Source organism: Myroides sp. 1354, assembly GCF_030324495.1.
Lineage (GTDB): Bacteria > Bacteroidota > Bacteroidia > Flavobacteriales > Flavobacteriaceae > Flavobacterium.
The window spans coordinates 1-13645 of the sequence record NZ_JACAGN010000013.1 but is presented as its reverse complement, the minus strand read 5'-3'; the positions used below and the strand labels follow the sequence as shown (position 1 = coordinate 13645).

12 protein-coding genes are annotated in these 13645 nt (G+C 35.6%); 5 read left to right on the top strand and 7 right to left on the bottom strand.

Annotated elements, in window-relative coordinates:
• Nucleotides 1-38 precede the first annotated feature (38 nt).
• From HX004_RS12930 to HX004_RS12905, 6 genes are all read right to left on the bottom strand, one after another.
• Nucleotides 39-2258: an NADP-dependent isocitrate dehydrogenase gene (locus HX004_RS12930; protein WP_286443001.1), complete on the bottom strand. Its 2220-nt coding sequence runs from the start codon at nt 2256-2258 to the stop codon at nt 39-41.
• Nucleotides 2259-2504: 246 nt separating this feature from the next.
• Nucleotides 2505-4928, bottom strand: coding sequence for a GumC family protein (locus tag HX004_RS12925; RefSeq protein ID WP_286443000.1), 2424 nt, complete (start codon nt 4926-4928; stop codon nt 2505-2507).
• Nucleotides 4929-4933: 5 nt separating this feature from the next.
• Nucleotides 4934-5716: a polysaccharide biosynthesis/export family protein gene (locus HX004_RS12920; RefSeq protein WP_286442998.1), complete on the bottom strand. Its 783-nt coding sequence runs from the start codon at nt 5714-5716 to the stop codon at nt 4934-4936.
• A 112-nt stretch (nt 5717-5828) separates the two neighbouring features.
• A complete protein-coding gene (gene lptB, locus HX004_RS12915) occupies nt 5829-6572 on the bottom strand; it encodes an LPS export ABC transporter ATP-binding protein (RefSeq protein ID WP_286442997.1) in 744 nt (247 codons plus the stop codon).
• Nucleotides 6573-6574: 2 nt separating this feature from the next.
• Nucleotides 6575-7414 (bottom strand): twin-arginine translocase subunit TatC, encoded by an 840-nt coding sequence (gene tatC / locus HX004_RS12910; RefSeq protein WP_286442996.1) that lies wholly within the window; start codon nt 7412-7414, stop codon nt 6575-6577.
• 4 nt (nt 7415-7418) lie between these two features.
• Nucleotides 7419-8384: a KpsF/GutQ family sugar-phosphate isomerase gene (locus HX004_RS12905; RefSeq protein WP_286442994.1), complete on the bottom strand. Its 966-nt coding sequence runs from the start codon at nt 8382-8384 to the stop codon at nt 7419-7421.
• A gap of 90 nt (nt 8385-8474) precedes the next feature.
• On the opposite strand from HX004_RS12905, the gene HX004_RS12900 reads away from it, so the two are divergent.
• The gene (locus tag HX004_RS12900) at nt 8475-10670 is read left to right on the top strand and encodes an ATP-dependent DNA helicase RecQ (RefSeq protein WP_286442993.1); all 2196 of its coding nucleotides are present in this window, start codon (nt 8475-8477) and stop codon (nt 10668-10670) included.
• Between the two features lie 79 nt (nt 10671-10749).
• Here the strand turns inward: HX004_RS12900 and HX004_RS12895 are convergent, their stop codons facing one another.
• Nucleotides 10750-10989 carry a hypothetical protein gene (locus tag HX004_RS12895; RefSeq protein ID WP_286442992.1) on the bottom strand — a complete coding sequence of 80 codons (240 nt, stop codon included), beginning with the start codon at nt 10987-10989 and terminating at the stop codon, nt 10750-10752.
• A 169-nt stretch (nt 10990-11158) separates the two neighbouring features.
• On the opposite strand from HX004_RS12895, the gene idi reads away from it, so the two are divergent.
• From idi to HX004_RS12875, 4 genes are all read left to right on the top strand, one after another.
• Entirely contained in the window at nt 11159-11686 is a 528-nt protein-coding gene (gene idi / locus HX004_RS12890; RefSeq protein ID WP_286442991.1) for an isopentenyl-diphosphate Delta-isomerase, read from the top strand.
• A 6-nt stretch (nt 11687-11692) separates the two neighbouring features.
• Nucleotides 11693-12109, top strand: coding sequence for a 6-pyruvoyl trahydropterin synthase family protein (locus HX004_RS12885; RefSeq protein WP_286442990.1), 417 nt, complete (start codon nt 11693-11695; stop codon nt 12107-12109).
• 95 nt (nt 12110-12204) lie between these two features.
• Nucleotides 12205-13173 carry a type I phosphomannose isomerase catalytic subunit gene (locus HX004_RS12880; RefSeq protein ID WP_286442989.1) on the top strand — a complete coding sequence of 323 codons (969 nt, stop codon included), beginning with the start codon at nt 12205-12207 and terminating at the stop codon, nt 13171-13173.
• Between the two features lie 56 nt (nt 13174-13229).
• Nucleotides 13230-13493, top strand: coding sequence for a hypothetical protein (locus tag HX004_RS12875; protein ID WP_002987118.1), 264 nt, complete (start codon nt 13230-13232; stop codon nt 13491-13493).
• The last annotated feature ends 152 nt before the right edge of the window (nt 13494-13645 follow it).

Here is a 13645-nt window from a genome sequence, read left to right as displayed (position 1 = left end):
TGTCTTTTGGGACAGCCTTTTTATGTATAAGCTATTGATTAAATTGCATCAATGATAGCGTTTAATGTAGTACTTGGACGCATTGCTTTCGAAGTAGCTGCTGCGTTTGTTTGGTAGTATCCACCAATTTCTTGTGCTTTACCTTGAGCGCCAATTAACTCTTCGTTAATTTTTGCTTCATTTTCACTCATCGCTTTGGCAATAGGAGCAAATTTAGCTTTTAATTCAGCATCTTTCGATTGAGCAGCCAATGCTTCAGCCCAATACATTGCCAAGTAGAAATGTGATCCACGATTGTCAATTGATCCAACTTTACGCGCTGGTGATTTATCGTTGTCTAAAAATTTAGCTGTAGCTTCATCTAATGTTTCAGCTAATACTAAAGCTCTTGCATTATTTTGTGTTTGACTTAAATGTTCAAAAGAAGCACCTAAAGCTAAGAATTCTCCTAGTGAATCCCAACGTAAATATCCTTCTTCGATGAATTGTTCAATGTGTTTTGGAGCTGATCCACCTGCACCTGTTTCGAATAATCCTCCTCCGTTCATTAAAGGAACAATAGAAAGCATTTTTGCTGAAGTACCTACTTCTAAAATAGGGAATAAATCAGTTAAGTAATCGCGTAATACGTTTCCTGTTACAGAGATTGTATCTAACCCTTGGCGGATGCGCTCAACGGTAACTTTCGTTGCTTCGATTGGACTTAAAATACGGATATCTAAACCAGTTGTATCGTATTGTTTTAAGTATTCATTTACTTTGTTGATTAACTCTCTGTCGTGAGCTCTGTTTTCATCCAACCAGAAAATAGCTGGTGTCTCAGATAAACGTGCGCGGTTTACTGCTAATTTAACCCAATCTTGGATTGGAGCATCTTTAGTTTGACACATTCTGAAAATATCTCCAGCTTCAACAGCTTGTTCAAAGAATACCGTGTTGTTTTCGTCAGAAACACGGATTACTCCAGTTGCATCTGCTTGGAAAGTTTTATCATGAGAACCGTATTCTTCCGCTTTTTGAGCCATTAAACCAACGTTTGGAACAGATCCCATAGTCGTAGGGTTGTAAGCACCATTTGCTTTACAATCCTCGATTACAGTTTCGTATACACCCGCATAGCAACGGTCTGGAATAATTGCTAATGTATCTTGTTGTTTTCCTTCTTTGTTCCACATTTGTCCTGATGTACGAATCATAGCAGGCATAGAAGCATCTACAATCACATCTGAAGGAACGTGTAAGTTTGTAATTCCCTTGTCTGAGTTTACCATAGCAATTGCTGGTCCTTGTGCAATTGCAGTATCGATAGCCGCTTTGATTTCAGCTTCTAAAGCATGTCCTGCAATTTTAGCATACAAGTCTCCTAAACCATTGTTTGGACTAATTCCTAATTCAGCAAATACAGTAGCGTATTTCGCGTAAACATCGGCAAAGTATCCTTCTACAACAGCACCAAAAATGATAGGATCTGATACCTTCATCATAGTTGCTTTTAAGTGTGTAGAGAATAAGATATTTTTAGCTTTCGCTTCTTCCTTACATTCAGAAACAAATGCTTTTAATTTAGTTAAGTTTAATACTGTTGAATCAATAACTTCTCCTTGTAAAAGAGGAGCATAGTCTTTCAATAATTTTGTAGTTCCATCAGCACCAACAAATTCAATTTTGAATTTTGCATTTTGTGCAACAGTTACTGATTTTTCAGAACCATAAAAATCACCATCATTCATTGATGCTACTCTTGTCTGTGAGTTTGCAGCCCAAGCTCCCATCGAATGTGGGTGTTTTTTTGCGTAGTTTTTTACTGCTTTTGGTGCTCTACGATCCGAGTTACCTTCGCGTAATACAGGGTTTACAGCAGATCCTAAAATTTTAGCATATTTAGCCTTGATTTCTTTTTCTTCGTCATTTTTAGGCTCAGCAGGATAATTAGGAACAGCAAAGCCATGCGCTTGAAGTTCTTTAATCGCTGCGTTTAACTGAGGGATTGAAGCAGAAATATTCGGTAATTTGATAATGTTTGCTTCAGGGCTTTTTGCCAATTCTCCTAATTCAGCTAAAGCATCGCCAATGCGTTGTTCTTCTTTTAAGAACTCAGGGAAATTTGCTAAAATACGTCCAGCTAAAGAAATGTCTCTTGTTTCTACATCAATACCTGCTGTTTGAGCAAAAGCCTGAACCATCGGTAAGAAAGAATACGTAGCTAACATCGGAGCTTCGTCTGTAAACGTGTAAAGGATTTTAGAATTTTGTGTCATTTTTATTCAATTTAAATGATAACAATATAATTGTTGTATGTGTTGAGTCTAAATAGTAAAATTATAAAGCAAATATAAGCATAAGCATTGAAAAAAACGCGCTATTTCAGCGATATAACAGTAGAATTGTTAAGTTTATAATATGCCTTAGTAAAATTGCTTTATTGTTATTTTTGACGGTTTTAAAACGTGATATTGCTAAAAAGGCTGACATATTTCTATGCCAGCCTTTTGTATTTTACTTTATTATTTTAAATTCAATAGTTTTTTCCACCACGGACGATTATCTTCTAATACGTCATGTCCGTATCCGTATCCATAACCGTATCCATAACCATAACCACCATATCCTTTCATGGTTGTTGTGTCATTTAATATGATAGACATATTTTTCAATTTGCCTTCTCGATGTAAATCCGTCGGAAGTTTTAACATGCGTTTGTCTAAGTAGTTTGCACGCGTTACATAAATGAAGGTATCTGCAAATTTGCTTACTAATAAGGTATCTGTTACTAAACTAACAGGAGCCGTATCTACCACAATATAGTCGTATTCTGCTTTTAGTTTGGTAAACATGGCCTGAATAGCGCTACCCATTAATAATTCAGCAGGGTTTGGAGGAATGGTTCCAGCTGGTAAAGCATAGAAGTTCTCATACCCATCCACTTTAACGATAAATTGGTCAATATCAATGTTCTTTCTCAACAAGTAATCAGATACCCCTTTTGATGGTAGCGATAAGTAATCATCCAATCGCGGATTACGCAAGTCCATTCCGATCAAAAGTGTACGCTTTCCTGAAAGAGCAATCGTTGCAGCTAGATTTACAGAGGTAAATGTTTTTCCTTCTTTTGGAAAGGTAGAAGTAAGGAAAATTGTTTTAGCAACTCCTTCTTTTACGTTACCCAACATAAACTCTAAGTTCGTACGAATAATACGCAAAGCTTCAGCTGAACTTGAACGACTTGTTAAGTCAATGATGTTTTCGTGATCATCTGAATGTGGAATATCACCCAAGAACGGAACATCCGTATTGTTTTCAATATCCAAGCGATTCTTCACTTTTGTATCTAAAAGCAAGCGTAAGTAAATGACAGCAAAAGGAATCAATCCACCTAAAATTAAAGCCGCTAATAAAATAATTGCTTTTTTCGGTGAAACAGGTTTATCCGAACTTTTCGCTGTATCGATGACTTTGGCATTTAAATCCGTTGCAGCTAATGTAATGGCTGTCTCTTCTCTTTTTTGGAATAAATATAAGTAAATCGCTTCTTTTACCTTTTGTTGTCTATCTATAATTCTAAACTCTCGTTCTTGTCTTGGAACTTGTGAAAGTTTAGTGCGTAATTCATTTTCTTTGCTATTTAACTCTTTCTGAGTAATTTTTAAAGAACTTTCTAAACGCAATAGACTTTCTAAAACAGAAGCTTTCATAGAAGCAATTTGATCGTCTAGTTTAATTACTGCAGGGTTTAAATCTGTTGTACTTGAACTGATTTTATTGCGTTCTAGAACTAAGGTATTGTATTGGTTAATTAATGCATTAGAACCAATATCTGAAGAAATGATATTTCCTGGTAATAGTTCATTGACTTTGCTTCGTTTTAAGAAATCAATCACAGAAGAAACAACTTTTAGCTCTGTTTCATTTTCAATGATTTGTTTTTCATATACATTAGCATTTTGTAGATACAAGCCTAATTCAGTAGGAATATCTGTAATGCTATTTTTGGATTTATATCCTTCTACCGTTTTTTCAACATCACTTAATTCATCTGTAATTAGCTTTAAACGGCTATCGATAAATTCGGATGTTTTTTCTGAAATATAACGCTTATCGGCAATAGCAGCGTCGTTGTATAAGGTAATTAGGTTGTCTAAATAATCCACCGCTTTTGCTGGAGTTGGACTCAATAAAGACAAATCTAAAATACTAGAAAACTTATCTGTAGGAGCAATTTGAACATTTTTTACAAAATAATCTGTCACTTGTTCAATTGGTTTGATTTCAACCGTAATATTGCTGACATCTTCCATTTCCTCGCTATCTTCTGTTTCTCCTTCTGTAACTTTTTTCAAAGTCGAAACAGGTTTAGGTTGATTTCTAGTGACAATTAACTTACCTAAAATTGTTTCAATAGGCGTATTGTACTCGAAAGTACCTAAATCAACTTTTTGTTTATCTAAAAGCGTAAAAGAAGTATCTGAGATATTTTTGACAAAGAACGTATAGCTCAATTGATCAAAATCAAATACACGTTCGATAAAGTTAAAGTCGATTGGACTGTTATTGTAAAGCTCGCTGTTGATTACGCGTCCTTCATTGATATAAGAAATATTCAATTGTAAACGACGCACCGTTCGCTCTGCTAAAGTGCGAGAAGATAAAATTTGCGTTTCATTTTCTAGATTACTCTTACCTCCAGATAGCATACCTAAGTCGGCAAAAGCAGAAAGTTCTGTAGAAATACCTCCTCCTCTTTTTTCGTCTTTTACTATAATAGTTGTATTGACCTTATAGGTTTTTTCTGTATAACGAAGATAGATAAAAGCTAAGACTAGCGTTACAAAAACACTTAAAACAAACCACCTCCAGTGTACAATATATTTCTCTAATTCTTCGCGAATATTAATATTTGTATTTTCACTATTGTCGAATTTTCCTTCCATTTCTTTTATTTAGTTGACAACGCAATTATAGTTACTAATAAGGATAATGCCGAAAGACCTAAGGTAAGGTTCGGACCAACAACAGAAGAATTGACTCTTGTTTTATTTGGTTCGACATATACAATATCGTTCTGGTTTAAGTAATAGTAAGGGGAGGTAATGAAGTCAGCTTGGGTCATATCGACGCGATAAGGGATGCGTTTTCCTTCGATTTCGCGAATTACGAGAACGTTGTCTCTTTTTCCATATACGGTCATGTCTCCTGAAAGTGCAATTGCATCAGATAATGTTAAACGCTCACTAACTACCGTGTGAATTCCAGGACGATTCACTTCACCTTGTACGGTAACTTTGAAGTTCATGATTCTCATGTTAACAATAGGGCGAATAATGTATTTGCTGATTTCAGTCGTTAAATAATCAATAGCTTCTTTTTTCGTTAAGCCACTAATTTTAATTGTTCCAAGCACTGGAAATTCAATATTACCCTTATTGTCTACTAAGTACAATTGCTGTTGCATTTGACCTGTTCCAGCAGGATTATTCGGGTTGGTAGTCATAGTGTTTACCAAATTGAATGGAGCCGCAGCCTCTCGATCTTGAGCTGATACAATAATCATCAGTAAATCATCTGGTTGTAGATGAGTTTCAAAATTGGTAACTGTATTATTCTTCGCTAATACGTCTTCTACATTTTGGTAGAAAACCACTGTTTTTCTCGACGCACAAGACGTGAAAAATACAGCTGCTAAGAGTAATAATACAGCAAATGAGCTTCTTAATTTCATTGTTAATTTTTTTGCAAAAGTAGAACTTTGTTAAGTCGAATAAAAGTAAAAGTAGCAATATTTTACAAATTAGAATAAAAGAGCACTAAATTTTATCTTCTTCCTCTTGGATCTAATCAAAGTCTAATTTCTTTTTACGTAATTCAAAGTTTTGACCTAAATATACTTTTCTAACCATCTCATCCTCTGCAAGTTCTTCTGGTATTCCAGCCTTGAGGATCCCTCCTTCGAACATCAAATAAGTCTTGTCTGTGATGGCTAATGTTTCTTGTACGTTGTGATCTGTAATTAAGATTCCGATGTTTTTGTTCTTTAATTTAGCAACAATACGTTGGATATCTTCTACTGCAACGGGGTCAACACCAGCAAAAGGCTCATCGAGTAAGATGAACTTTGGATCGGTAGCTAACGCACGAGCAATTTCTGTTCTTCTGCGCTCTCCTCCTGATAACAAATCTCCGCGGTTTGTGCGAATGTGTTCTAAGTTGAATTCCGCAATTAAAGACTCCATTTTTGCTACTTGCTCTTCTTTTGAAAGCTTCGTAAGTTGAAGTACACTTAAAATATTATCCTCAATACTCAATTTTCGGAATACGGATGGTTCTTGGGCTAAATAACCAATACCATGTTGTCCTCTTTTGTACATCGGAAAATTTGTAATGTCCATATTGTCCAAGTAAATATGACCAAAGTTTGGCTTTACCAATCCTACAATCATATAAAAAGAGGTTGTTTTTCCAGCTCCATTAGGACCTAATAATCCTACAATTTCTCCCTGATTTACTTCCACAGAAACGCCTTTTACAACCTTTCTCTTTTTGTACATCTTGACAATATTATCTGCTCTTAATTTCATAATTAGTCCTTGTTGTTTGGTGCTATAACTTCTGTTTTAGGCTTCTTTTGAACAAATTTAGAGATATAAATACTAATTTCATATAAAATCAATAAAGGGATTGATACTATAATTTGACTAATCACATCCGGAGGCGTGATAATAGCCGCTAAAATTAGAATTAATACAATGGCATATTTTCGATATTCTCTTAAAAATTGAGGTGTTACTAAACCGAGAACAGACAAGAAATACATGATGATAGGCAACTCGAAAATGAGTCCACAAGCCAAAGAAGTTGTTTTGACTAAACCAATATAGGAATTGATGTCAATGTCGTTCTTTACAATATCACTCACTTGTAAGTTGACTAAGAAATTTACCGATAACGGCGTAATTACATAATAGCCAAATAAAACACCCAAGAAGAATAAGAAAGACGAAACAACAATAAAGAGCTTAGCGTATTTCTTTTCTTTGGAGTATAAAGCAGGGCTAATGAATTTCCAGATTTCCCATAAGATGAAAGGAACTGAAATGATGAAACCCGCTGTAATACACGTCCACATCATAACAGAGAACTGACCGTCCATGGTTCTGTTTTGAATTTCGAAGGGAAGTTCTTGTTGACAAAAACTATCGTCAAAATCAAAATATTGCGCAATTTTACAAAAGAATTGATAGGTAACGAAGTCGCTGTTTTTTGGGCCGAAAATTATTTTATTGAATATAAAATCCCTGAAAAAGAAAGCGATGATTCCTCCTCCTAAAATAAAAACGGAAGCGCGGATTAATAGCCATCTTAATTCTTCTAAATGGTCTAAAAAGGACATTGCCTTTTCTGAGTTTTTTTGTTTTGCCATTTTGTTATACTATTCCTTCTTTTAAAATATCGTGTAAATGGATAATGCCTTGATATTCTCCTTTTTGGGTTACAATTAATTGGGTAATTGAATTGTCTTCCAATAGAGATAGGGCGCGAGAAACCAATTGATCGGATTCGATTGTTTTGGGATTCGCACTCATGATATCTTTGGCTTTGATGTTTTCAAAACTAGTATTATTTTGCAACATTCTGCGCAAATCTCCGTCTGTAATAATGCCAATTAACGTATTATTATCAATTACAGCTGTTACACCCAATCTTTTTTGTGAGATTTCTACGATTACGTCTTTGATGGAAGAAGTAGGAGATACCATGGGTTTGTTCTGACCGTTTAGGATATCTCGGACTAATAAAAGCAACTTTTTTCCCAACGCTCCTCCAGGGTGATAGAGTGCAAAGTCATTGGCCGTGAAGTTTCTACATTCAATTAAGCAGGCTGCTAGTGCGTCGCCTAAGGCCAATTGAGCGGTTGTACTATCCATAGGCGCTAAATTGTTTGGATCTGCTTCGCGATCTACTTTAGACAGTAAGACATAATCTGCATTTTTGCCTAAAAAAGAAGTTTCATTTGCCGTTATAGCAATTAACGTATTGCCAAAACGCTTCAGTAAAGGCGTTAAAACTTTTATTTCTGGACTATTTCCACTGTTTGAAATGCAAATAACACAATCTTGAGGTTGAAGTAAACCTAAATCTCCGTGTACCGCTTCCGCTGCATGCATGAAGAGGGAAGGAGTCCCTGTTGAGTTAAATGTTGCGACAATTTTACTTCCGATTAACGCACTTTTTCCAATCCCTGTCACAACGACACGTCCCTTGCAATTTAAAATGGCTTGAACAGCTGCTGAGAAATCTTCCGTAAGGTAATCGATGAGCTTTTTAATGCTTTCACTTTCAGAGAGTAAAGTTTTTTTTGCTCGGTCTAATATAGTTATAGATGTATTCAAAATGACGAGAATGTTAAATATTAGGATTGCACCAAAGAAAATGTGTATCTTTAGGTACTGCAAATTTATGTAAAATACCATACAAAAATAATGAAATCAATTGAAATTGACTTGCACAAAGAGTTAAAGAGATTTTTTGGCTTCTCCCAGTTTAAAGGTCTCCAAGAGGACGTGGTGAAAAGTATTATCTCCGGGCACAACACATTTGTGATTATGCCTACAGGTGGTGGTAAATCACTTTGCTATCAATTACCTGCGTTGGTTTTAGACGGAACAGCCATCGTTGTATCTCCGTTGATCGCTCTGATGAAAAATCAAGTTGACGCTATTCGTAGCTTGTCTACAGAGCAAGGAATTGCCCATGTTTTAAATTCTTCTCTGACGAAAACAGAAGTAAATCAGGTTAAAGAAGATATTAAGCAAGGAATAACAAAATTGTTATATGTCGCCCCAGAATCATTAACCAAAGAGGAATATGTCAACTTCTTGCAAGAAGTGAAACTGTCCTTTGTTGCCATTGACGAAGCACACTGTATCTCTGAATGGGGACATGATTTTAGGCCAGAATATAGAAATTTAAGAAATATAATTCGACAATTAGGAGATATTCCTATCATTGGTTTAACTGCTACAGCAACGCCAAAAGTACAAGAGGATATCTTAAAGAACCTGGAAATCCCAAATGCCAATGTTTTTAAAGCCTCATTTAATAGACCCAATCTATACTATGAGATAAAACTCAAAACAAAAAACATTGAAAGTGATATTATTCGCTTTATTAAGCAACGCAAGGGGAAATCAGGTGTGATTTATTGTCTGAGTAGAAAAAAAGTAGAGGAAATTGCCAATGTGTTGCAAGTGAATGGAATTAGTGCTGTTCCATATCACGCGGGATTAGATGCTAAAACCAGAGCCAAACACCAAGATATGTTCTTAATGGAGGATGTCGATGTTGTAGTGGCTACCATCGCATTTGGAATGGGAATTGACAAACCCGATGTGCGTTATGTAATTCACCATGATATTCCAAAATCACTGGAGAGTTATTACCAAGAAACAGGTAGAGCCGGTAGAGATGGTGGAGAAGGGTATTGCTTGGCGTATTATTCGTATAAGGATATTGAAAAGCTTGAAAAGTTCATGGCAGGTAAGCCAATAGCGGAACAAGAAATCGGTATTGCCTTGCTGCAAGAAGTAGTTGCCTATGCCGAAACATCCATGTCAAGAAGAAAATTCTTACTTCATTATTTTGGAGAAGAATTCGATGAAGTACAGGGTGAGGGAGCAGATATGGATGATAATGTCCGAAATCCAAAAAAGAAAAGTGAAGCCAAAGAAGAACTTCAAAAAGTGTTGAAAATTATTGGTGAAACCAAACAAGTATATAAAACCAAGGAGATTGTTTTTGTTCTTTTAGGAAAGTTAAATGCTTTGTTGAAAGTGAATAAAACAGATACGCAAGCTTTTTTTGGATCAGGGAAACACCAAGACGAACGCTTTTGGCTAGCCTTGATTCGACAAGCGACTGTTGCGGGATACCTAAAGAAAGATATCGAAACTTATGGAGTTTTGAAGTTGACGGAATTAGGGGAGCGTTTTATCGTAGAGCCTGTTTCGTTTATGATGACAGAAGATCATGAATATGCGGAAGGAGATGCTGTTGTTGAAAGTGATGCTCCAAAGGCGGAAGCTATTATTGATCAAGTGTTGATCAATTTATTAAAAGATTTACGCAAAAAAGTAGCCAAAAAAGCGAGTGTCCCTCCGTTTGTTGTGTTTCAAGACCCATCTTTAGAAGAAATGTGTCTGAAATATCCTATTACGCTGGAGGAAATGGCCAATATTATTGGAGTGAGTGATGGAAAGGCTAAAAAGTTTGGAAAGGATTTTGTTGATCTTATTAAAAATTATGTAGAAGAAAATGACATCATCCGACCAGATGATTTAGTCGTGAAATCTACAGGAGCAAATTCAGCATTGAAATTGTATATTATTCAAAGTGTTGACCGTAAGTTGTCTTTGGATGATATTGCAAAAGCCAAAGGATTGGATATGGATGCTCTATTAAAAGAAATGGAGCAAATTGTTTATTCTGGAACGAAATTAAATATCGATTATTGGTTGGATGAAGTATTAGATGAGGATCAACAAGAAGAAATCTATGATTACTTCATGGATTCTGAATCGGATAATATCAAAACAGCTATGGCAGAATTTGATGGAGAATATGATACGGATGAATTGAGATTGATGCGTATTCAGTTTATTACCAAAGAAGCAAACTAGAAGTTTAGATTGAGCATTATAACTACATCTTTACAATAGAGAATAATAAAAAAATCCAGAGTATTTGCTCTGGATTTTTTTATTGCTCGTATAACTCTCCTCGATGAGGTTTTAAAACATCTCTTAGTTCTTTCATCTGTTGGTCGTTGACCACTAAGTATGCCGTACAGTGAACTTCATTGATAACTTGTTTCTCTATAATCGTTAAAGGTAACTTTTCTAAAGCGACAAATTCACGTAAATGTATAACATGATGATCGGCTATTTTTTCAGCATCAGGACCTCTAAAATCCCAAATCAATTTGATTAATCTTTCCATGATTCAAAATTAAAGTACCAAAGGTAGAAAAATGAAATCGATATCATAGCTAATCTATGGAATCTTTGGGGTAGTGGAAAAACTATGAAGAGTTTTAAACTCTTACTGGTCGTTGGTTTCCTCTTTTGTTTTTTGTACTTTTGGGAGTAAAATAAATTTGACACTAGGTATGATTGAAGAGCAAGTGATTTTAGTTAATGAGCAAGATGAGCCAATAGGTACCATGGGCAAACAAGAAGCCCATGAAAAAGCTTTGTTGCATCGAGCGTTTTCTGTATTCATTTTAAATGACAAAAATGAGATTATGTTACAGCAACGTGCGGCAGAGAAGTACCATTCACCTTTATTATGGGCAAACACTTGTTGTAGTCACCAAAGAGTTGGAGAAACTAATATTGAAGCGGGCAAACGCCGCTTGAAAGAGGAAATGGGATTTGAGGTAGAATTGAAAGAAGTGTTTCATTTTATTTATCATGCACCTTTTGATAATGGATTAACCGAACATGAATTTGATCATGTGATGGTTGGCTATTACAATGAAGCACCTGTAATCAATCCAGAAGAAGTAGAAGCGTGGAAATGGATGGGCATTGAAGCTGTAAAAAAAGATATGGAGGTGAATCCTCAATTGTATACGGCTTGGTTTAAGATTATTTTTGCTAAATTCTATCCTCATATCGAAGCACATAAAATCTAAGACAACATGAGATTAACAGTTAGTCGTAAAGCGCATTTTAATGCAGCACATCGCCTGCATCGTCCCGATTGGTCTGATGAGCAAAATCAAACGGTATTTGGCAAATGCAATAACCCTAATTTTCACGGACACAATTACGAGTTGATTGTCCATGTAACTGGAGAAGTAGATCCAGAAACGGGGTTTGTGATGGATTTGAAAATCTTATCGGATTTGATAAAAGCAGAGATTGAAGAGGCATTTGATCATAAAAACTTAAACCTAGATGTTATCGAATTTAAAAATCTAATTCCAACAGCAGAGTATATTGCCGTAGTGATTTGGCAAAAATTGAGACCTTTTATTGAGAAAGATAAAGATTTAGAGGTGGTTTTATATGAAACTTCGAGAAACTTTGTAACTTTTAAAGGGGAGGGGATTTAACATACTTAGTATTCATTAAAAGTTGTACATTTGCGTCTTGTTTTATGCAGTATTCCTTTTGTGGATTAGTGCAAAATGAGGAAGAAGTTAAGCCTATGAGTTTTATACAATATCCAATGATGTTTGAACCCATCCTGAAAGATCGAATTTGGGGGGGGACGAAATTGCACACTGTTTTAGGTAAACAGCAGATTTCTGATTCAATTGGAGAAAGTTGGGAGATTTCCAATGTCCCAGAAAATGTCAGCCTTGTTTCCAATGGCGGTTATAAAGGACAAAGCTTAGAAGAACTGATTAAAGCGTATCCAGAAGATATTTTGGGAGCGTATATTGTAAAGACGTTTGGATACCAATTCCCTTTGTTATTTAAATTTTTAGATGCAAAGGAGGATTTATCGATTCAATTACATCCCAATGATGAGTTAGCGCGAGCAAGACACAATTCGTTAGGAAAAACGGAGATGTGGTATGTCATGCAAGCGGATCCTGGTGCTAGAGTGGTCGTAGATTTTAAAGAGGGAGTGACTCCAGAAGATTATTTACAACATTTACACTCCAAAACACTTCCTGCTATTTTAAATGAAATTCCCGTTAAAAAGGGCGATGCATTTTTTATACAGACAGGAACGGTTCACGCAATTGGAGGTGGTGTTTTATTAGCCGAAATTCAACAAACATCGGATATTACGTATCGTGTATACGATTGGGACCGAATGGATAGCGAAGGTCAAACGAGAACATTGCACGTAGATTTAGCATTAGAGGCAATTAATTACGAGAAAAAGCAGGTGGTACTTTCGTATAGCAAGGAAGAGAATCAAGCCAATCCTTTAGTGGCTTGCCCGTTTTTTACTGTTAATTTAATCCCTTTAGTTGAACGATATGAAATAGAGAAGCCACTAGATCGCTTTTACCTTTATGTTTGTACAGAAGGAGCGTGTGAGCTTCAGATTAATACATTGACGTGTGGAATTAAACAAGGACAAACCGTTTTAATACCCGCATCAGTGCAAAATTTAGTTGCAACTGGTCATGCAACGTTGTTAGAAATATATATCGACTAGACCACCGATATAGCAAAGATAATATGTACTTTTGTTTAAATTTTAAATAAATTATTATGGCAAGTGTAAGAGGACTTAAAAAGGATGTTCACCAAGTATTAGGAGATATCATTGAAGCAATTTATATTCATGAATTGACAACAGGTGGAGCAACAGAGCAAACATCTGCATTGATTGAAGAAGCATTGACAAGTTTCGACGAATTGATCGTTGACATCAATGCAAAAGGAGTAGAAAACAAAAAAGCACATTTTAAAGGTGTTTTTGTAAAATTGGAAAATATTGCAGGTCAATTAGTTGAAAAAATAAACAACTTGTAATTAAAATAAAGCGAAAAAAAACACGCAGAATCAGTTGGAAGATTGAAAAAGCGTGTTATATTTGCACTCGAAAAATGAGTCGCCGGTGTAGCTCAGCTGGCTAGAGCAGCTGATTTGTAATCAGCAGGTCGTGGGTTCGAGTCCCTCCATCG

Coding starts and splice junctions, on each gene's coding strand:
- HX004_RS12930 (WP_286443001.1), bottom strand. CDS start 2,258: ATGACACAAAATTCTAAAATCCTTTACACGTTTACAGACGAAGCTCCG.
- HX004_RS12925 (WP_286443000.1), bottom strand. CDS start 4,928: ATGGAAGGAAAATTCGACAATAGTGAAAATACAAATATTAATATTCGC.
- HX004_RS12920 (WP_286442998.1), bottom strand. CDS start 5,716: ATGAAATTAAGAAGCTCATTTGCTGTATTATTACTCTTAGCAGCTGTA.
- lptB (WP_286442997.1), bottom strand. CDS start 6,572: ATGAAATTAAGAGCAGATAATATTGTCAAGATGTACAAAAAGAGAAAG.
- tatC (WP_286442996.1), bottom strand. CDS start 7,414: ATGGCAAAACAAAAAAACTCAGAAAAGGCAATGTCCTTTTTAGACCAT.
- HX004_RS12900 (WP_286442993.1), top strand. CDS start 8,475: ATGAAATCAATTGAAATTGACTTGCACAAAGAGTTAAAGAGATTTTTT.
- HX004_RS12895 (WP_286442992.1), bottom strand. CDS start 10,989: ATGGAAAGATTAATCAAATTGATTTGGGATTTTAGAGGTCCTGATGCT.
- idi (WP_286442991.1), top strand. CDS start 11,159: ATGATTGAAGAGCAAGTGATTTTAGTTAATGAGCAAGATGAGCCAATA.
- HX004_RS12885 (WP_286442990.1), top strand. CDS start 11,693: ATGAGATTAACAGTTAGTCGTAAAGCGCATTTTAATGCAGCACATCGC.
- HX004_RS12880 (WP_286442989.1), top strand. CDS start 12,205: ATGAGTTTTATACAATATCCAATGATGTTTGAACCCATCCTGAAAGAT.
- HX004_RS12875 (WP_002987118.1), top strand. CDS start 13,230: ATGGCAAGTGTAAGAGGACTTAAAAAGGATGTTCACCAAGTATTAGGA.